This window comes from Bergeyella cardium (assembly GCF_009914665.1).
In the GTDB taxonomy this organism is placed as follows: domain Bacteria; phylum Bacteroidota; class Bacteroidia; order Flavobacteriales; family Weeksellaceae; genus Bergeyella_A; species Bergeyella_A cardium.
Genome location: NZ_CP029149.1, coordinates 1363822 through 1383966, shown reverse-complemented (window position 1 = coordinate 1383966; position 20145 = coordinate 1363822). Strand labels below are relative to the sequence as shown.

The 20145-nt window shown below is 41.3% G+C and carries 21 protein-coding genes and 1 tRNA gene; 7 read left to right on the top strand and 15 right to left on the bottom strand.

The window, feature by feature from the left end:
- The first annotated feature begins 6 nt into the window (after window positions 1-6).
- Window positions 7-1557, top strand: coding sequence for an SGNH/GDSL hydrolase family protein (locus tag DBX24_RS06365; protein ID WP_120489455.1), 1551 nt, complete (start codon window positions 7-9; stop codon window positions 1555-1557).
- Between the two features lie 196 nt (window positions 1558-1753).
- Here DBX24_RS06365 and DBX24_RS06360 read toward each other — a convergent pair whose 3' ends face one another.
- From DBX24_RS06360 to DBX24_RS06300, 15 genes are all read right to left on the bottom strand, one after another.
- On the bottom strand, window positions 1754-3316 hold the full coding sequence (locus DBX24_RS06360) for a peptidoglycan DD-metalloendopeptidase family protein (RefSeq protein WP_160224336.1): 1563 nt from the start codon (window positions 3314-3316) through the stop codon (window positions 1754-1756).
- Window positions 3313-4089, bottom strand: a complete 777-nt coding sequence (gene lolB1, locus DBX24_RS06355) for a lipoprotein insertase outer membrane protein LolB1 (RefSeq protein WP_160224335.1) — start codon at window positions 4087-4089, stop codon at window positions 3313-3315. The genes DBX24_RS06360 and lolB1 overlap by 4 nt, the downstream gene beginning before the upstream one ends.
- 78 nt (window positions 4090-4167) lie before the next feature.
- Window positions 4168-5184 (bottom strand): sugar phosphate nucleotidyltransferase, encoded by a 1017-nt coding sequence (locus DBX24_RS06350; RefSeq protein WP_120489458.1) that lies wholly within the window; start codon window positions 5182-5184, stop codon window positions 4168-4170.
- An 89-nt stretch (window positions 5185-5273) separates the two neighbouring features.
- Window positions 5274-6947, bottom strand: coding sequence for a 2-succinyl-5-enolpyruvyl-6-hydroxy-3-cyclohexene-1-carboxylic-acid synthase (gene menD / locus DBX24_RS06345; protein ID WP_160224334.1), 1674 nt, complete (start codon window positions 6945-6947; stop codon window positions 5274-5276).
- Window positions 6948-6950: 3 nt separating this feature from the next.
- Complete coding sequence (locus DBX24_RS06340; protein ID WP_120489460.1) at window positions 6951-7277, bottom strand: SUF system Fe-S cluster assembly protein; 327 nt, start codon at window positions 7275-7277, stop codon at window positions 6951-6953.
- 15 nt (window positions 7278-7292) lie between these two features.
- A complete protein-coding gene (locus DBX24_RS06335; protein ID WP_160224333.1) occupies window positions 7293-7991 on the bottom strand; it encodes a 3'-5' exonuclease in 699 nt (232 codons plus the stop codon).
- Window positions 7992-7995: 4 nt separating this feature from the next.
- Entirely contained in the window at window positions 7996-8526 is a 531-nt protein-coding gene (locus DBX24_RS06330; RefSeq protein WP_160224332.1) for a Crp/Fnr family transcriptional regulator, read from the bottom strand.
- A 216-nt stretch (window positions 8527-8742) separates the two neighbouring features.
- Window positions 8743-9924, bottom strand: a complete 1182-nt coding sequence (locus DBX24_RS06325) for an ABC transporter permease (protein WP_160224331.1) — start codon at window positions 9922-9924, stop codon at window positions 8743-8745.
- A 4-nt stretch (window positions 9925-9928) separates the two neighbouring features.
- Complete coding sequence (locus DBX24_RS06320) at window positions 9929-10891, bottom strand: HlyD family secretion protein (protein WP_160224330.1); 963 nt, start codon at window positions 10889-10891, stop codon at window positions 9929-9931.
- A 47-nt stretch (window positions 10892-10938) separates the two neighbouring features.
- Entirely contained in the window at window positions 10939-12339 is a 1401-nt protein-coding gene (locus tag DBX24_RS06315) for a TolC family protein (protein WP_160224329.1), read from the bottom strand.
- An 81-nt stretch (window positions 12340-12420) separates the two neighbouring features.
- Complete coding sequence (locus DBX24_RS09430) at window positions 12421-12654, bottom strand: hypothetical protein (RefSeq protein WP_260392796.1); 234 nt, start codon at window positions 12652-12654, stop codon at window positions 12421-12423.
- Window positions 12655-12678: 24 nt separating this feature from the next.
- Window positions 12679-13173, bottom strand: a complete 495-nt coding sequence (locus DBX24_RS09425) for an MBL fold metallo-hydrolase (protein ID WP_260392795.1) — start codon at window positions 13171-13173, stop codon at window positions 12679-12681.
- Window positions 13134-13466, bottom strand: a complete 333-nt coding sequence (locus tag DBX24_RS09420) for a hypothetical protein (RefSeq protein ID WP_260392794.1) — start codon at window positions 13464-13466, stop codon at window positions 13134-13136. The genes DBX24_RS09425 and DBX24_RS09420 overlap by 40 nt, the downstream gene beginning before the upstream one ends.
- A 92-nt stretch (window positions 13467-13558) precedes the next feature.
- Window positions 13559-13631 (bottom strand) — tRNA-Phe (locus DBX24_RS06305).
- Between the two features lie 120 nt (window positions 13632-13751).
- Entirely contained in the window at window positions 13752-14957 is a 1206-nt protein-coding gene (locus DBX24_RS06300) for an RsmB/NOP family class I SAM-dependent RNA methyltransferase (protein WP_160224328.1), read from the bottom strand.
- Between the two features lie 449 nt (window positions 14958-15406).
- On the opposite strand from DBX24_RS06300, the gene DBX24_RS06295 reads away from it, so the two are divergent.
- The 6 genes from DBX24_RS06295 (at window position 15407) to DBX24_RS06270 (ending at window position 20107) form a co-directional block, all read left to right on the top strand.
- Window positions 15407-16687, top strand: coding sequence for a M64 family metallopeptidase (locus tag DBX24_RS06295; RefSeq protein ID WP_160224327.1), 1281 nt, complete (start codon window positions 15407-15409; stop codon window positions 16685-16687).
- A gap of 134 nt (window positions 16688-16821) precedes the next feature.
- Complete coding sequence (locus DBX24_RS06290; protein ID WP_160224326.1) at window positions 16822-17430, top strand: MarC family protein; 609 nt, start codon at window positions 16822-16824, stop codon at window positions 17428-17430.
- A 104-nt stretch (window positions 17431-17534) separates the two neighbouring features.
- Window positions 17535-17690 carry a 50S ribosomal protein L34 gene (rpmH, locus tag DBX24_RS06285; protein ID WP_004917131.1) on the top strand — a complete coding sequence of 52 codons (156 nt, stop codon included), beginning with the start codon at window positions 17535-17537 and terminating at the stop codon, window positions 17688-17690.
- Between the two features lie 155 nt (window positions 17691-17845).
- Window positions 17846-18556 carry a cell division ATP-binding protein FtsE gene (locus DBX24_RS06280; protein ID WP_120489469.1) on the top strand — a complete coding sequence of 237 codons (711 nt, stop codon included), beginning with the start codon at window positions 17846-17848 and terminating at the stop codon, window positions 18554-18556.
- Between the two features lie 220 nt (window positions 18557-18776).
- Window positions 18777-19814: a GDP-mannose 4,6-dehydratase gene (locus tag DBX24_RS06275; protein WP_160224325.1), complete on the top strand. Its 1038-nt coding sequence runs from the start codon at window positions 18777-18779 to the stop codon at window positions 19812-19814.
- A gap of 71 nt (window positions 19815-19885) precedes the next feature.
- Complete coding sequence (locus tag DBX24_RS06270; RefSeq protein ID WP_120489471.1) at window positions 19886-20107, top strand: DUF2795 domain-containing protein; 222 nt, start codon at window positions 19886-19888, stop codon at window positions 20105-20107.
- Window positions 20108-20145: the final 38 nt, after the last annotated feature.

Below are 20145 nucleotides of genomic sequence, written 5' to 3'. Positions count from 1 at the left end.
AATGATATGAAAAAGATAATTATCAGTACGGCAATAGCAGCTGTATTCCTGTCTGTACAAAGCTGTAACAGTACAGACTTTGACCAAGATGTAGCAGATATAAAAGTAACTAACGGCGATGCAGATTTTAGCAGATATATCGCGCTCGGAAACTCGCTAACCTCTGGTTATAGAGACGGTGCGCTCTATATAGACGCACAGAACGAGTCTTACCCGAACATCATCGCCCAACAGATGAAACTTGCAGGAGGAGGAGAGTTTAAACTCCCTTTAATGGCGGATAATAACGGGGGAATTGTAGTTGGAGCGGATGTTATCCAGCCTACGAAACTCTATATTCAGTCGTTTATCAAGGGCTCGCCTGTCATTAGCAAAGTAGATGCGGTTCCTACGACCTCACTTACAGCTCCACTCTCTGGTGGCTTTGGAAATATGGGGGTACCAGGAGCAAAATCCTTCCACTTAGTAGCAGAGGGCTACGGAAATTTGGCTAATGTAGCTTCTGGCAAGGCAAATCCTTATTTTGTTCGCTTTGCCTCTTCTGCATCTACCAGCGTTTTAAAAGATGCTGTGGCACAAAAGCCTACATTTTTCTCGCTTTGGATTGGAAATAACGATGTCCTCAGCTATGCGACGAGTGGAGGCGTAGGAACCAACCAAACCGGCAATTATAATGCGGCCACCTACGGCAGTAATGACATCACAGACCCAAAAGTACTCGCAGGAAGCATAAAAGCAATAGTAGAGGGAATGAGAGCAGCGGGCGCAAGCAAGGGAGTGGTGGCCAATATCCCTTCGGTAACGGACATACCTTTCTTTACAACGATACCGTATAACCCAGTACCATTAACTAAAGAAAATGCAGCGGTAATTAACGGAGGACTTGGAAGATTGACCCCTATATTAAAGGTATTAAAAGCTGATGGCAGGCTTCAAACCTTGAAAGAAGGGCAAAATCCTGTATTGATTAAGGATGAATCTCTCAAAGACCTTTCAAAGCCGATAAGTTTTATGCTCAAACAGAGTGGAATCCCAGCTGAACTCGCTAATTTCCTTGGGGATACTTTCGGACAGGCAAGGCACGCGACCAGTGAGGACTTAATTCTCCTCACTACAAAGGCAGAAATAGGCACACCAGTAACGCTCCCAAGCACAATACCCGCAACTTATGCAAATATGCTGAACAAACACGGAATAACCTATCCTTTGGATGACAAATATGTGCTTACAAAGGCTGAAATTGAGGAAATAAAGACCGCAACTACAGCTTATAATGCCGCAATAAAGTCCCTCGCTGATGAATATAACCTCGCTTTCGTAGATGCTAATGCTAAAATGGTGGAGCTTGGAAAAAATTCGGGCATTAAATGGGATGGAGTAAATTACTCTGCGAAATTCATTACTGGTGGAGCGTTTTCATTAGATGGTGTTCACCTCACAGGCAGGGGCTATGCCATTATCGGCAATGAATTTATAAAAGCGATTAATGCAAAGTACAACTCTACCCTCCCACAAGTAAATCCTAATAAGTATTCAGGGGTTACCTTCCCAAAGTAGAATAGCTTTTTTATCATTTGTGTTAAATTTGAGCCTTGCAGCTGGTAACAGTTGCGGGGCTTTTTATTCCTCTCGTAATGACTGGAAATAGTATTATCCCTTTCTTTTTATTTAATTTATCTTTTATCTAACCTGTAAAAATATGTCCGAGCCTTTCAGCTCGGACAGTATAAGGTATATATATCATCAGCTTTTACTATCGGGCTACCCATCCCAATGGGTCAAGAGGATTTTTACCATCCCATATCTGGAAATCTAAGGTATGAGAGCCATCGTAATCCTCAGCTATGGTTCCAATAACTGTCCCGGCGGAAACCTTTTGCCCTGCAGAAACCCGAGTAGAACTCAGATTTGAATAAATGGTAAAGTAGTTTCCGTGCCTTACCATTACATTTTTCGTACCTCCTTCTACGAAGACTTTGCTCACCTCTCCTGGGAAAACACATTTGGCAGAAGTGCCTGGAGGTACGGAGATTTTAATCCCGATATTCTCCTCTATAATATTCTTAAAAACAGGATGAGGACGCTTCCCGAAGTAATGGGTAATCGTCCCCCTATCCACTGGGAAACCAATACGCCCACGGTTCTCGGCAAAGTTGCTCCCCGCTACGGCACCCACACCAAAGCTGGTCATTGTCTTGGCTTCGGCAGCTTTTTTGGCTTCTTCGTTTTTCTTGGCAAGTTCAGCTTCATTTTTCCTTGCGAGCAAGGCTTTCTCTTCTGCTGCTTTTCTCCTATCTTCTGCTTCTTTTGCTTCCTTTTCAGCGGCTATACGGCGCTCCTCTGCTCGTGCGCTGGCATCTGCTTTTGCAGCTTCCTCGGCTTTCTTCTTTGCATCTTCCAGTTTTTTTCTTTCAAGCTCCGCAAGTCTCTTTGCTTCGGCTTCAGCTTTTGCTTTCTCTCGTGCTGCTTCTTCCAGCTTCCTTCTGTTCTCTGCTTCTATTCTTGCCTTTTCTTTTTCAGCTGCAATCTTCGCAAGGCGGATTTTCTCTTCTCTCTCCTTGCGCTCAGCTTCCTCCTTAGCCTTTGCGATTCGTATTTCTTCAGCAATAATCGCCCTTATCTTTGCCTCAAGCACTTTTGATTCCCTCTGCTTCTGATGAATCTCAGCAGTGAGCTTTACTTCATTCTTCTTAAACTCTGCAAGGAGATCCTCCCGCTGCTTTCGCTCTACCTCTATCGTTAGGAGTTCTTTCTTTTGATTGGTGAGGAGCTGCTCTTTATCTTTTACGATTTTCTGACGGGCTTCTATCGTTTGTCTTAGCTGCTCTGCTACACCCATAATCTCCGCAGCTTTTTTCTCCTGATAATTTGAATAGCTCTTTAAATATTGTACGCGGCGCAATGCCTGTCCGAGGTTTTTCGCAGAGAGAATAAAGGTTACCTTATTCTGAACGCCCTTGTTCTTATATGCCTTTACCAATACATCTGCATAGTTTTTTCGGATGACCTCAAGCTCTTTTTTCTGGCGATTGATTTCTAATTGTTTCAGGTAGATATCCTCTTCCAAAATTTTCTTTTCTTTCTGGGTATTGTTCACAACCTTCTCCCGAAGTACAATTTTTTTATTGACTTCATTGAGGTAAGTGAGCGAAAGTTTCGCTTCTTTCTTAGTTTCAGCTAAGTTTTTATTGATTTCAGCAATTTGCTTTTTGAGCTCTGCATTTTGTCTTTGAAGTTCTTCCTTTCTTTTCTGAGTTTGACTAAAAGCTGAAAGGGAGAATAATGCAATGATGAGGAGACTTATTCTTTTTATCATTTAATCTCGATTTTAGTGTAGTTAGAAGGCACAGAATAGGGTGTTTCCATCTTGTTGAAGTCAAATTTCGTATTTTCTATACGAATCTGACCATTTTTTTCTCCTTTTATAATTATTTTAACAGTCTTTGGGAGGCGTAATGAGCCGTAATCTGCCCAATTTTCATAATAAACTTCGAGCTGATTGCCCTTGCCAGAAACTTCTCTCAGATCAATTTTCTTTAAATCCAGTGCTGGGCTATATTCTAAGCTCATCTGATAATCAGAATCCTTAATTTTTTGAAGCTTTTTCGTCTTCAAACTAAAGCCAGAAGGAGTTTCATCCAGAATAAAATCGGCTTCATTGATGGGAACAAAGGTACGCCCAATCAGTAAACTCTGAAAAGCCTTATAATTGATAAAATCTACATTGAGCAAGTTATTCAGATAGCTAAAATCCGATTCTATATAGGTTTTATTCCACTTCTCATAGCCCTTTATCCCGTCCTCCGTAGCCACTCCTCGAGCTACATTAATAAATATTGCAGCGGCATTGAGCCAAACCTTTTTATCTTTTTCAATATAAATGGTTGCATCTATCGTTGGGATAAACCTGCCCATATCTACACTAATTTGGCTGTTTATTTTAAGCTGCTCAAAGGTTTGTTCTTTCTTCATTTCCTTAAAAAAGGAAGTTGTGCTCACCTTCGGCTGGGCTTCCTTAGTCGTAGCCTGTCTTGTCTTACACGAAATAAGAAATATTGAAAGTACGGATAAAAAGATATGTTTTTTCATTTGCTAAACTTAAAACAAGTTGAGAGTTCAAACCAATTTAAACTCTCAAACATTTTGTTGAACGGTATTTTCTGAATTTTATTGAGAAAGGAAATCAAGAACCGAGAAATCTCCCAAAGAAATCTCCCTTGCTACGCCGTAATACTGGGCATTATTCCCAATCATAGAATTGCTGAGGTTTCCGTGATTGATTATCGTCTTCTCCTGAATAAGCGAGGTTTCGATATTGGAATTAATCACCTTTGTACCCTTTCCAAGAGAGACATAAGGACCAATCTTAGAATTAATAATCTCTACATTCTCGCCAATAAAGCACGGTGGAATGATAAGGCTGTTCTCAATCTTCGCAGAAGCGGGGTGCTTTGCCATATTGTTCTTTTCATATTCAAGGATTTTCCCATTGGTTTCCACTGTTGCGTTTTTATTACCGCAATCCATCCAGTCATCTACCTTTCCGAGGGAGAATTTAGCTCCTTTCTGTCTAAGGTTTTCAAGGGCTGCGGTAAGCTGGTACTCTCCTCCTGCTTTTATATCGTTATCTATAAGGTAGTTTATCTCTTTCATCAGGTTCTCTGCGGATTTAAAATAATAAATCCCAATGATTGCCAAATCTGAAACAAACACTTGAGGCTTTTCTATAAAGTCGGTGATAAAGCCATAATCATCTAATTTAACTACGCCAAAAGCAGATGGGTCTTCTACTTTTTTTACCCAGATAACACCGTCTGAATTTTTATCTAATACAAAATCTGCACGGAAAAGCGTATCTGCAAAAGCTACGATAACATCTCCCTGCATAGATTTCTCTGCACATTTAATCGCGTGAGCCGTTCCAAGTGGCTCATCCTGAGTATAGACAGAGCCTTTTGCACCGAGACTTTCCGCAATATGGATAAGAGAATCCACCACTTCCTGACCAAAATCTCCGATAATAAATGCGATTTCTTCTATGGGTTCGCCCGCTACTTTGGCAATATCTTCTACCAACCTTTGTACGATAGGCTTGCCTGCAATAGGGATTAGGGGCTTAGGAACGGTTAAAGTATGGGGTCTTAGTCGGGAGCCTCGCCCTGCCATTGGCACTATAATCTTCATATCTTTTATAAATTTAAACTTATATTTTATGCTCGGCAAAAGTATAAAAAAATATACTTGAGCCTGTCCTTTATTATATGATATATATCCTATGAATTAAGATATTCAAAGTATTGCTTCAGAATATCGGCATTGTTTTGTTCGCCCGTCATTACCTCTAATATTTTTGGTTGGGCATCTGGCTTGAAGAAATTATCGAGAATGCGCTCAAGTGTTACTTCATCTTCTGCTTTTGCATAGCTGAAGCCAAAGTGTTTTGCCAGATGTTCAGCGGTTTTTTTATGCTTCGTTGTGATAAATTCTTCCAATACATTTTCATTTGCCTGCGTAGGACCAGGGATAATCTTAAAGATATTCCCCTCAGAATTATTAAATAAAATAATCCTCGTAAAGGGTGGGATATACTGGTTCCACAGTGCATTAATATCATAGAAAAAGCCCAAATCTCCTGTAACAAGCAGTGTAGGTTCTGGGTTCTTCATAGCATATCCCATAGCCGTAGAGGTGCAGCCTTCTATACCGCTCACGCCTCTGTTGCAACTGATGCGGTAGTTTTGGAAATCAAACAGCTGGGCATAGCGAATCGCCGAGGAGTTTGAGAAATGAATATGATAATTCTCTGGCACTTTTAGCGGTAAGATGCTGAATAAATAATAGTCTGAAAAGCCTATTTTCTCCGTATATTCTAAATGTTTGGCATCTTTCTTTTCTTTAAGAGATTCCCAGAGATTGTAGTAAGCGCTCGGTTCAAGGCTGATTCTCTGCAAGAGATTTGAGAAGAATACCTCTGGCTTTGCTTTCACTTTCTCGGTGAGGCAGAAGTAAGTATCAGGGTGCCAATGCTCATCTATATGCCAATGTTTCTCTGGTTGTGCCTTTCTCAGAAACTGTTTTACCTTTTTTGAGACGATATTCTGACCTACGGTAATGAGCAAATCGGGTGCGAAGTGCTTATAATCTTCCTCATTAAAACCGAAGATATATCGGTCTGTATGACTAAAAAGCTTGGGATGATGAAGGTTAGAATTCGCTTCGGTGAGGACCACCGCCGAATGATTTTTCACCAGCTGTGCGAGCTGAGCTTCCAGCTCCTCAGTATAGGGGCGTGTACCTACGAGTATCAGGATTCGCTTTGCGAGGTTCCACTCGGCTACGAGGCTCGCAGGGAGGTCATATTTCCTCTTGGGGATTGTATTTTCTACTGAGGGGAAATAAGGAATTTCTTCTGAGAACAAATACAAAGGTTCCTTTAATGGAATATTAATATGCACTGGACCTTGCTTCTCGAAGCAGAGTTCCACTGCGGTTTTTATCGCGTTGAAGTTATATTCATCGGCATTATCTTCATCATCATCCAAAAGCTGAAAATCTCCAAAAGAATGCTGCTGATAGAGATTTTGCTGCCGTATGGTTTGCCCATCGAATATATCCACAAAATCATTTGGTCTATCAGCGGTTATTAAAATGAGCGGGATGTTTTGGTAGAAAGCCTCTGTAACGGCGGGGTAATAATTAGCCGCCGCCGAGCCACTGGTACAGGTAACCGCTACGGGCATTCGAGTGCTTTTTGCCATTCCGAGGGCTACGAAAGCGGCAGACCTCTCATCTACAATGCTAAAACAATTAAAGAAATCGGTCTCGGCGAAGTGTATTGCTATCGGAGCATTGCGCGAGCCTGGTGAGATTACAGCGTCTGAAATTCCATATTCTTTAAGGATATGTGCCAGAATCTGCACACTTCTTTTGGTGGAATATCTTTTCATTCGTTAGAGCATTCCCAGTTCAAATTTCGCTTCCTCGCTCATCATTTCTTTATTCCAAGCGGGCTCGAAGGTAAGGTCGAGCGCTACATCATTCACACCCTCTACTTCGCCTACTTTTTCTTTTACCTCTGCGGGCAGGGATTCTGCCACAGGACAGTTGGGCGTGGTAAGGGTCATTACGACTTTTACATCGCCTTCTTCGGAGATTTGTACATCATAAATTAATCCCAATTCATAGATGTCTACTGGGATTTCTGGGTCATAAACGGTTTTAAGTGTCCTGATAATATTCTCGCCGAGCTCGGCGATTTGTTCGTCTGTATATTTCATTTTCTAAAAATTATTTTAGTCTCCGCTGCGTTTCAGTAGGTCTTCCTGCCGAAGCCGTCGGAAAATATTCGCCAAAGTTAATACATCTTTTTCACAATAGGCTACTATCCTTGGCAAATCTCGCTCTTTGTAATAGATTTCTGCTACCATAGAGCCGTCTATATCGTCTTTTGGAGTGGGCACATTGAAGATATGCGCCATCAGCTCCAGAGAGATGAAGCTTTTGTAATCGCCAAATTTCCATAGCTCCATCGTATCGAGGTGGGGCACTTCCCAAGGTTTCTTTCCAAACATTTGGAAGGGTGCGGGCGGTTCTAAGCCATTGATGAGGAAGCGGCGGGCTACCCACGGGAAGTCAAACTCCTTACCGTTGTGTGCGCAGAGGATTACATTCATCAGCCTTGGGCTATTGAAGATTTGACCAAACTCATCCAGCAGATTTTTTTCATCATTGCTGGAGAAACTTCTGATTTTGAGCCTCTCGTTTCTATCCACCATCCCTACGGAAATACAGACAATCTTGCCAAATTCTGCCATTACGCCCGCTCTTTCAGGGTAATAGTCCCCCGCCGAGATTTCTTCTCGCCTTTGGGAGAGGGTCTTTTTTGCCCAGAGTTTTTGGGTAGTTTCGGGGAGGTCTTCCCAGTTTTCGCACTGCGGTACGGTTTCTATATCAAGGAAGAGGATGCGCTCGATGGGGATATTTTTAATCATTTGCCTATTTCTGATTTCTGATTCTGCTCAGGGTTTCCTGCGTAATGCCCAGAAAAGATGCGATATCGCCCAGCGGAGCGCGCAGGAGTATGCTGGGGTTTTCTGCCAAGAGGGCATTGTATTTATCTCTGGCGGTCATATACTGGAAGTACGCCAGCCTTTTATTTTTCTCTAAAATAATGTCTTGTAGGATGTATCTGGTGAAGTTCGCCATAGTTAGAGACACTTTACAGAGCGCATCGAGCTGGGTATAGTTGCAGTAGCTCACGCGGGTGTTTTCCAATGCCTCAATATCGTAGATGGATGCCTCGCGCTCAGCGAAGTTAATAATCGGACTAAGCACGCTGCCCTCCACATAGAATCCTGCGGTAATATCCTTCCCCTGCTCGTAATAAAAGGTGCGGAGCAGCCCTTCCTCTACAAAATAGACATTCTGCTGATGGCTCCCTGCAGCGGAGAGCACCTCGCCTTTTTTAATCGATTTTTCTTGGGTATAGTCGTCCAGAAATACCTTTATATCAGTGTCGTTAGACATTATGGAAGTTAATTTCTCTTGGAGCATCATCGGTGATTATTTCCACAAAAATAGATATTTTTCTTTTGTATGGATGATTTCTACACTACCTTTTTCTACTTATCTGAGCATTAAATAATATTAAAAGGGTTTCTGTCCCCTATTAGAAACAGAAGCCTCCCAGCAAGGCGCGGGGAGACTTCATTAACACAAACTAATATGATGAAAAATATCATTCTACGATGTTTCAAGGTGGGTTTTATCCGCCTTAAAGAGGCTTTTAACCTTAACTTTCAGTGCAATCCACCCCAACAAAAAGTAGATGACCGACTGCGCAACGAGCTGTAGATAAAAACCATTGGTAAGGCTGCTCTCGCCCTTCTGTATCAGCAATATTTTCAGCGCCTCTAAGTAGGGCGTGAGCGGGATAATATTCGTTAAATACCTCAGCGCAGTGGGCATAGAATAGACAGGCCAAGTAAATCCGCTGACGATAAAAGCAGGCGAAGCGATCACCATCAGTACCTGAGTAGCCTTTAGCGGGTCAGGCACGAGGATGCTGACGAAGACCCCAAGGTTGCAGGCCGCCAAAACGAAAACTGCGGTTACCCCAAAGAAATGCAACGAATCTTCAGGAGTAGGGAGCTTAAAGAATAAGCTGAACGCATAGAACATCAGGAGATTAAAGATAGAGAAAAGCCATATAGGGAGGCTTTTAATCGCCATAATAAGTGCGGTATATCGCTGCTTTCCATTAAAGTCCGTGATGAAGCTCGTACGCTTGAAATCCTCTGAAAATGAGACCGCCATAGCCAAAAGAATCACTTGCTGCAAGACGACCGCCATTAGCGGTGGCCACATAAATACGAGGTAGTTGCTCGTGGTGTTATAGAGGGTGATGTAGTTCGTCTTGAAGGGCTCCATCTGAGATTTTGCCTGCTCGGAAGACATCCCCCTACGCTGCAGTGCTTTTATCTCTGCCCCTGCGGAAAATGTACCGAGCGTAATTTGGATTGCCTTAGAGGCAAAATTACCCGTGAGCACATTGGAAGTGTTGATATATACATTGATTTCTGGGTATTTCTTTTGGAGCATCATCGCCTCGAAACGCTCGGGAATGATGACTACCGCGGCGGCATTCTGGCGAATGACCTCAGCAGAGACCTCCTTCGGTATTTGGCTATAGTGGATGAGCCTTAGGGAGGAATTGTCCTCCAACATATCTACGACCTGCTGTGCAGTAGGCGTTTTATCAGCATTCACGAGCAAAACGGGGATTTCAGTTACTTTACCCTCCTTATAGGTAAAGCCGATGAGGAGCGCATAAGCAATCGGAGCGAGGAAAAAGACCGAAAGTAGGGTTTTATTGGTAAGGAAGAGCCTGAACTCTCTTTTGATTAATGCTAAAATTCCCATCATCTTTCTATTCTAAAATCACACTTGAATTGACCAATAAGGTATTTGCCTTTGCCTTATCTGTTGGGATCACTTTCAGCTCATAGACCGCATCTTGAGGCTCAAAATCTGGGAAGGCAGTGGTAATATCTGCGTATTTTGTGAGCTGCTTAACTGCCACAATCTTACCCGAGATACGGTGGTTTCCGTAGGTTGATTTTATCTGAACGGTTTGTCCGTTCCTGTATTTTTCCATTTTGCTTTCGGGGATGGTAAAGCGGAAATAGGTGGATTTTGGCACATAGCCATTGAAGAGTGGATAGCCCGCCGTAGCCAGCTCGCCTTTGTGAAGGGAGATGGTCTCGATTTCCATATCGCTGGTCGCAATGACATACCGCTCGGAGTAGGCAGTTCGCGCCTCCTGAAGCACACCAAGTGCCTGCTCGGCTTGTCCTTGTGCCATTTCTACTTTCTCGAATCTTGTGCCTGTTTCCACATCGTGGAGCTCGGCATTTACCGCATCGAGCTGTGCTTTTGCCCCTTGATATTTAGCAAAAATCTCATCATAGCTCTGTGGAGACATCAGGCTGTCATTAAACATATTCTGTGCTCGCTGGTAGGATTTTCTGGCATAATCATACTGCTCTTGCAAACCCTTTTGCTTGGCTCTGAGCTGGGTAAGTTGGTCTTTTGTAGCTCCATTCTTTGCCATTTTCACTTGGGCAAGGGCAGCTTCTGAAACTCCCTTTGCCTGAGCCATCTTTGCGGACACTTCAGGGATGTCAATCTTCGCGAGGGTATCGCCTGCTTTTACGGTTTGTCCTTCTTCTACATAGATTTCAAGTATCCTGCCCGTAACTTTCGGTGCAAAGGAAATAACTTCTTTTTTGGTTTTCCCATCAAAGCCTTTTTCATTGTTCTGTGGGTTCTTTCCGCAGGAAACCAAAGATGAAAGAGCTAAAAGGATGAGCATTTTACTGATATTTTTCATTTTGTTTGTTGTTAATTTTATGATGAATGAATGATAATACTGAGGTTTTATAATTTATTTAGATCTAAACTTTGGGTAGATTTCATAAGCTCTATGGCGTTTCTCCTCTGGTTGAAGATAGCGGTTTTGTATTCTAATTCTGCATTTTGGAAATCAGTTTCTGCATCTATTAAATCGGAGGATTTTTTGGTTCCATAGCGGAATTCTTTCTCTACATTCTCAAGAGCCGTTCGTGCAATGCTTCTGGCTTTATCTTTCAGACTGATTTGCGCATTTGAAATCTCATAATTGGTTTGATTATTCGCGAGGTTGAGTTTGAGTTTTCGCTCGGCATCTGCTTTTTTATTGATGAGGATTTCTTTATTAATGCTCGCTTCTTTTATGGAGGTTTTGCCTTCGTTTCCATCAAAAATTTCCCATTTAAAACCTATTCCCACTTGGAAGATAGGGAAAATATTCAGGTTTGAAGGGTTTAAATCCAACTTCTTTCCTAAGCCATAGAGGGTTTCTTTGGAGGTGGAGATATGGTTGCTATAAAGTCCCGCGTAGGACAATGATGCCAGCGCCTGCACTTTGGGAACCCACCACCTTCTTTCAGCTTGGATTTTATATTCTGAGGCTTTGATGCCGTGCTCCAATGCTTTCAGCTCAGCTCTATTGCTAATATCCTGACTTTCCAAAGTATAAAGCACAGGCTGAAGCTCTGGAGAGAGCTCCATAAGCCTTTCCTTTTCTATACCTGTAAGAATTTGAAGCTGAGTGATGACGAGAGCTTTCTTCCCTTCATATTCTACGATTTTGGAATCTAATACCGCCTGTGCAAGCTCGATTTTCTTATGGTCATAAGGTGTAATCAGCCCATATCCAAGGGCTTTATCGGCAGTTTTTCGGTTGATATCCAATCGTTTTTTACTTTCCTCCAAGACTTTTCTGGCTTCCTCCAAGAGGGCAAGCTGGTCATACGCCTTTGAAATAGTGGTAACGATATCATCTTTTGTCTTCTCCATCATCTGCTCTTCGGAGAGGGCTTTTTCAGCATTTGCTTGTTTCAAATACTTGACTTTACCACCAGAATAGAGCACCATAGAGGCTTCTGCCTTTGCCAGCGAGGAAATACCCGAAATATTGAGATTATTAGAATAGTCGGGAATGGTTTTCCCTGGGAACAATTTCGGGATTGGGGGAAGATGGATTTCAGGAGTGGTATATCCTACCGAAGTATACATATAGCCCGCTTTGCCAGAAATATCCAGCTTTGGGAGGAAGATGTCTTTTAGTTTTTCATCATTAAGAGCAGTGAGTTTGTTTTGAAGTTGCTGCTCATTAAGGGTTCCATCAATAGCGAGAGCTTTATCTACAAGCTCCTGCAAAGTGGGAGGGACAGCCTGAGAAAATCCTAAGAAAGGAAACATCAGGAGAGCCCCTAACCAGCTTTTGTTATTCTTCATCTTGTTTGTTGTTAATTGCGGGTGCAAAAGTAGAGAAGCCGGCAGGTCGGTCTTTTGACAAATATCAAAATCTTTGAGCGATTAGAAGGCTTCTACCCTACCAATTTTAGGAGTGAGGAGATGGATTTCTGGTTCTGTTTCCTGAATTTTCTTAATGGTTTCAAGAGGTTCCTGCCAAGAATGTTTTGCTAATTCAAATTTGGAATTATGCCCAGTGAAATAGAGCTTTGCACCGAGCTCTTTCATCACTTTTGGAAGTTCATAGGGCTGCGTATGGATGTGCTTCCAGTCTTCATCATACTGACCATTTTCCAAAATAGCAAAATCTATATTCGGAAACTATGCTCCGATACGAGAAAAATGCTTTCCGTAGCCACTATCTCCACCTACATAGACGGTTTTATCCTGAGCTTGCAACATAAATGAACCCCAGAGGGTTTTGGTAGGTAAAAGACCACGACCAGAGAAATGTCTGGTAGGCAAGCAAGTGATTTTCATATCGAGAAGGGAGGTTTCTTCATCCCAATCAAGCTCAGTGATCTGCTCTGGACTAAAACCCCAATACTCCAAATGGGAACCTACACCGAGCGGACAAAGTATTTTGGAGATACGGCCTTTAAGCTTCTTTATCGCTTTATAATCCAAGTGATCCCAGTGGTCGTGGGTGATAATCAAAAGGTCTATATTGGGAATATCATTAGTGGAATAGTTGTATTCGGCATCAAAAGGTTTTACCATAAAGAATAGGGGTGAGGCTTCATTAAACACAGGGTCTATGAGGAGGTTTTTATCATCTAACCGAATGAAATAGGAGGAGTGCCCGAACCAGACCATAGAATTATTGGGGATATTGCTGAGATTGGTCTTTTCGGCAGGTACTTTCGTGGTAGGTTTGAGCTTTTAGCCTTTTTAAAAAGATACTCGTATAGGGATTGAATGAAGGATTTATCCGATGTGAGCTGTGGGGTATGCTCCAAGTTTACGAACTTACCATTTTTATAGTTAGGTGAGGCTTCTATACGCTTTAATCGCTCACCAGAGGGGAGTTTCCCGAATTTTGGAGTGTTGAGAAAGAGGACAATCCCAACGATAAGGAGGGATAAAAGCACGGAGATGATGTATAGCATTTTTTTAAGATTTTAAGCATTATAAGGTTGTCTATATATAAAAGAAAAACTTCCCGAAACGGATGTCTCGAGAAGTTGGGGCTATTTTTCAGTGGTTTCTCCAGGAATCGAACCAGGGACACACGGATTTTCAGTCCGTTGCTCTACCAACTGAGCTAAGAAACCATCGCTTTTAGCGGTGCAAATATAGAATTTTCTTATTTCCCTCCAAAATTTATTTATTAAAAAGGTGATAAATATATTTTAACCCATTGGTTTTAATATTAAAAAAAACTTTATACTCGCCTATTCGTTGCGCTGGAGGAGTGCCATATAGAAGCCATCGTAGCCTGAGCTGGGGAAGAGGGTTTGGTTGGAGAGGAGGGAGAAATTGGGGTTGTTTTGGAGGAAAAGCTCGACTTGCTGGTTGTTTTCTGAGGGGAGAATGGAGCAAGTGGCATAGATCATCTGCCCCCCTACTTTGAGCATCTTTGAGTACTGGTGGAGGATTTGTTTTTGCTCGTTTTGTATTCTATTAATAAAGTCAAGGTCTATTTTCCATTTGGTATCGGGGTTTCTTTTGAGGACGCCGAGACCGGAGCAGGGAGCGTCTATAAGGAGTTTATCGGCAGTGTTGTGAAGTCGCTTGATGACTTTATTATCCGAAATAAGGCGGGTCTCTATATTATGGGCTCCTGCACGCTTTGCTCTTCGTTTGAGCTCGGCGAGTTTCCAATCGAAGATATCAAGGGCGATGATTTGTCCTTTATTCTTCATCAGAGCAGAGATATGGAGGGTTTTCCCACCTGCACCAGCACAGGCATCGATGATGCGCTCGCCTTCTTTTGGATTAAGGAGGTGAGCGATGGTTTGAGAACTGGCATCTTGAACCTCAAACAGTCCGTTTTTGAAAGCTGAGGTGAGGAAGACATTTTTTTTCTCTTCGAGCTGTACGGCATCGGGGTGATTTTTTAGGGTAAAAGCCTTGACGCCCTCATCTGCAAGGATGGAGACGAGGTTTTGAGGAGAGGTTTTGAGGGTATTGGTGCGGAGGACGGTGGGAGCTTGCTCGTTGAGGGCTTTTGCCTCGCGTTCCCAGCTATTGCCGAGCTGATTTTGGAGGGTTTCAGCGAGCCACTCGGGCAAGGAATACTCAATAGCCTTAGTTGGGACGGTGTTTTTCTCCAATTTTCGGAGGATATCGGAGATTTTAATGCCAGAAAACTCATCAAACTTCTTGTAGTGGGTTTTTGACCAAAGGAGGTAGGCTAAGATGAGTTTGTAGAGGTTTGAGGGCTTTACCCCCTCGCCCATATAGTACTCGAGGCGCTTTTTCCAGCGGATGATGTTATAAAAAATCTCGGAGACGACGGCTCTGTCTTGGCTGCCCCACTTTTTATTGGCTTTGAGGAGGCGCTCGATGACTTTGTCGGCATATTTATTTTTCTCGAAAAAGGTTTCTGAGAGCGCAGTGTGGATTCCTATAAGGAGATTGCGGTGTATGAGTTCCATATTTAAAGTCTTATACTATTTAATAAGGTGCAAAAATACAATTTTTGGGGTCAGAGACCCTTTCTTTGGGGCATAGCCCCTTTTATTATTAAAATAATGGGGTTGGGGGGGGGTATTTATGTCATTGATATTAAACAAATTGAGGATTTTGCAATTTTTATAGTTGATGATTAATTTTTTGTAGCGTATCTTTCATTTTTGCTAGTTGCAGCGCTAATCTTAGCGTTGATTTGTTGATTTAGATAGTCGTAGAGGCATTTTTACCCGTTGCATTAGCATTTTTGAGCGTTGCATTCGTATTTTTATACATTACACTGGTATTTTCACCTATTGCATTGATATTTTTTAGTCCGTTTTATTGAATTTTTCATAATGAAGATTAAATTTAGTCATTAGATATTAGGTTTTATATATATTTGTGGACTTTTAGAGATAAAAATATTTGAGTTATGATAAAGAAAATGGCTTTTATAGCGTTTGGATTAGCATTAACGATGCTGACAGGACAGAAAGTGGATTTTGATACTTATTTTGAGAATGGGAGCCTGAGGATTGACTTTTTGCTGCACGGAAGCTACCAGAAACAAAGCATATCAATAGCACGGATGAAGAGAGAACCGCTGTTTGGCGGAGGGACATCTAACCAGTTGCTATATCCTGATTATGGGAATTATAGGTTCCAAGTGAGGGATAAGAAATCTGGTGAACTGATTTTTTCGAAAGGTTTTAGCCCGATATTCCAAGAATGGCAAGCGATGGAGGAAGCGAAGCGCATTAACAAAACCTTTGAAAATACGATGCTCATCCCCTTCCCGAAAGGGGAAATCATAGTAGATATACAGTACAGAGACATCTACGGCAACTTCCAGAGTACATTCCAAAGGGAAATAGACCCGAAACATTATTCTGTAACCCAAGAGAAAATAACCCCATACCCAGTAACGAAAATATATGATAACGGTAGCCCAAAAGAGAAATTAGACCTCGCAATAATCGCTGAAGGATATACAGAAGCGGAAATGCCGAAATTCATTAGCGATGCAAAGAGGTTGGTGGATTATATGTTTACCATACCGCCATTTAACAAATACAAAGCTCAATTTAATGTGTATGCAGTGCAGAGCCCATCGTTAGAATCTGGAACCGATATCCCCGGTGAAGGCGTATATAAAAACACGATTCTGAACTCAAATTTCTACACTTTTGGAGAAGCGAGATATTTGACTTCTATGGACAACTTTAAACTCGCAGATATAGCGGCAAATGTACCTTATGACCAGCTGTATGTATTAGTAAATACACCGAGATACGGAGGAGGTGGCTTTTATAATGTCATCAACTTGGTATCGGTAGATAATGAGCTTTCGGATAAGGTGTTTGTGCACGAATTTGGGCACGGATTAGTAGGATTAGCAGATGAGTATTACAATGCTTCAATAGGCGGAAGTGAGTATTATAACCTGAATATTGAGCCTTGGGAAAAGAATATCACTACACTGATAGACTTTGATAAAAAATGGAAGAAAAAAGTAAAGAAAGGTACCCCCATCCCTACCCCAAGAACAAAAAAATATACAAAGACCATTGGTGCATTTGAAGGAGGCGGATATGTAGCAACAGGAGTGTACAGCCCTATGCAAGACTGCAGGATGAAATCTAACGAGCCTGAAGGCTTCTGCCCAGTATGCTCAGATGCAATAAATGAAATCATAGAGTTTTATACAAAATAAAACAGCATCAACAGAAATACGATAAGAAAGCTATCAAAGCACGAGGAACAAATACTCGTGCTTTATTGTTGATATTTGCTAGTACAATAAATAGAGTTATTTTTGCAACCCTTTTGACTAAAATTAATGATAAAATGAATTTATTTTTAATCACATTTGCGGCTTTATTTTCGGTTTTAAACCCCATTGGGAACCTTCCTGTATTCCTCGGGCTTACACACGGAGATACCACTGCAACGAAGAATAGAATAGCCCTCTGGGTAGCTATTAATGTTTTTGTAATTCTTATTATATCTTTCTTTATAGGTGAATATATCCTTACCTTCTTTGGGATTACGATTCCTGTTTTAAAGGTTACGGGTGGTTTTTTAATCTGCCTTGCAGGGTTTAGCCTGCTCTCCAAATCAGTACCCAAAAACAATGAAGAAGAGGAAATAGAAAAATCTAATTCCAATATCGCAATGACGCCTCTCGCTCTACCACTCATAGCAGGACCAGGCTCTATGTCTCTCCTCATAGCAAAATCAAACGAGCACCCAGAGCTTACAGACAAAGCGATTATTATAGCGGCAGTTTTTGCAGTTTCATTGATTATTTACATCTTTTTCAGAAGTGGTAATCTCATCCCGAAACTATTAGGCGTAGCTGGAATGACTACGGTATCTAAAATCATAGGCTTCCTCGTACTGGCAATAGGACTGCAATATATCACAGATTCCCTCCTTATTATCTTTAAAATTTAATCCCTTGTATAAGTTTAGAAATAAATTTTGCGGTTTATAAAAAAACATATATATTTGCAGCCTAAAATTCAAGGAATATTACATACACTTTATAAATTGAAGTAATGAAAAGAACATTTCAACCATCAGAAAGAAAGAAGAGAAACAAACACGGTTTCAGAGAGAGAATGTCTACTCCAAATGGTAGAAGAGTATTAGCAGCAAGAAGAGCTAAGGGAAGAAAGAGATTGACAGTAAGTGTGTCAAGAGCTAAAAGATAATTCCTCATCAAATTATCTTATATAAAATATGCTTGGAGATTTATTTTCAAGCATTTTTTATTGTTAAAAATTGTTATTTATTTTGTCTGAGAAATCTTTTTCTCTACTTTTGAACACCTTATTCAGAATAGATCTTTCATTAAAAACATATTAAGATGCCTCATAGAAACGAGACGGGAGAGTTGGTTATCAGACTTTCAAATGCTAAAATCGCTCAGAAGAATTTCACTGTATTAAATAATGTAGACTTAGAAGTAAAAAGAGGGAAGTTCTGCTATCTTATTGGCAAAACAGGCGCTGGAAAGAGCTCATTATTAAAGACCTTATACGGGCACATTCCTTTGGTAGGAGGGGTAGGCAGCGTAGTGGGCTTTGACCTTTCCACCCTCAAAACTTCAAACATCCCTAATCTCCGAAGGAAATTGGGCATTGTCTTTCAAGATTTTCAGCTATTGCCCGATAGAAGTGTAGAGAAAAACCTGAGATTCGTCTTAGAAGCAACGGGCTGGAAGGAAAAAACAAAAATCGAAGACCGTATAAACGAGGTGCTCTCCAGTGTGGGAATGAAAAACAAAAAGCACAAAATGCCTCACGAACTCTCTGGAGGCGAGCAGCAAAGGGTAGCCATAGCACGCGCACTGCTCAACCATCCAGAACTCATCCTTGCCGATGAGCCAACGGGGAATTTAGACCCAGAAACCTCCAACGAGATTATGAGCCTGCTGAAAAGAGTGGCACTGGAAAACAATGCCGCCGTAGTAATGGCAACGCACGACTACCATATGATACAAAACTTCCCTGGTGAGGCGATCCGCTGTGAGGACGGAAAGGTAAGCGTATTAGACACAGCCGAACTTTTCGAGTAAAAAAAGTAAAGATTATTCTATTTTAAATTTTATAATAAAGGGGGACATTGTCCCCTTTATTCTTGGATAACTAATCCCCTCCCCCACCCTTTTTTACAAAATAAAACCATTTCATCAGTATCAAAATATTAAAAAAGATAAATAAGCCTCTGAAGCCTTGAGTTTCATTAAATATTTGGTCTTTTTTCTCTATTTTTGCGGGCAATAAATGAAAAGGGAAATGACTTACCTCATCACAGGAGCGAGTGGTTTTATTGGTTCACACTTGGCAGAAAAATTATTAAAAAGCGGACATTCTGTCATTAATATTGATAATTTTGATGACTTCTACCCCTATTCCATCAAAGTTAGAAATACATTAGAATCGGTTGGTAAGGCTGGCTATTTTGAATTTTCAGCCAAAGAAAAGGATATAGAAAGGCTTATTTCTGAGACACAATCCGAAAGATATACGCTCTATTATCAAGACATTAGAGAGATTGATGGACTGAGGAAAATCTTTACCGAGAACAGAATTGATTGCGTGATACACTTGGCAGCACTGGCGGGAGTGCGACCATCAATAGACCGACCATTAGACTACGCAGATGTGAATATCAAAGGGACGATGAACCTCTGGGAAATTTGTAAAGACTTTGGGATAAAGAAGTTTATTTGTGCGTCATCTTCAAGCGTATACGGCAATAATGAGAAGATTCCGTTTGCTGAAACCGACAGCGTGGATAGACCGATATCTCCCTACGCAGCTACAAAAAAATGCACCGAAATACTGGGGCATACCTACCACCACCTGTACAATATTGATATGATACAGCTGAGGTTCTTCACCGTGTATGGTCCGCGCCAGAGACCCGACCTTGCTATCCATAAATTTACGAGACTTATCTCTGAAAACAAGGAGGTTCCATTCTACGGAGACGGCAGTACGGCGAGGGATTATACCTTTGTGGATGACATCATTAGCGGTATACAGCAAGCTATTCTCTACCTTGAAAATCATAGCAATGTCTATGAAATCATCAACCTTGGCGAGAGTGAAGTCATCAACCTGAATGAGATGCTCACAACTATTGAAACCGAGCTTCATAAAAAAGCCCACAGGAAAAATCTGCCAATGCAACCCGGTGATGTAAATAAAACCAATGCAGATATAACGAAAGCAAAAGAATTAATCAGCTATAAGCCAACGACAAAATTCTCCGATGGCATAAAAAAATTTGTGGAATGGTTTTTGAGAAACGCCGAAACTCAAAAATGAAAAATAAAAACTTTGATAAGTCATCATTTTTTTTAACTTTTGCAAAAAATTTAAATAAAAAATAAAAACATATGTACTGGACATTAGAATTAGCCTCATACCTGAGCGATGCACCTTGGCCTATGACCAAAGCAGAGCTGATAGACTACGCCATAAGAACAGGAGCCCCAATGGAAGTAGTAGAAAACCTGCAAGCAATTGAAGACGAAGGGGAAGTATATGAATCCATAGAAGAAGTATGGAGCGATTATCCTACCGATGAAGATTTCCTCTGGAACGAAGACGAATATTAAACAAAAGCAGTAAGCAGAGCACGGATAGCTTACTGCTT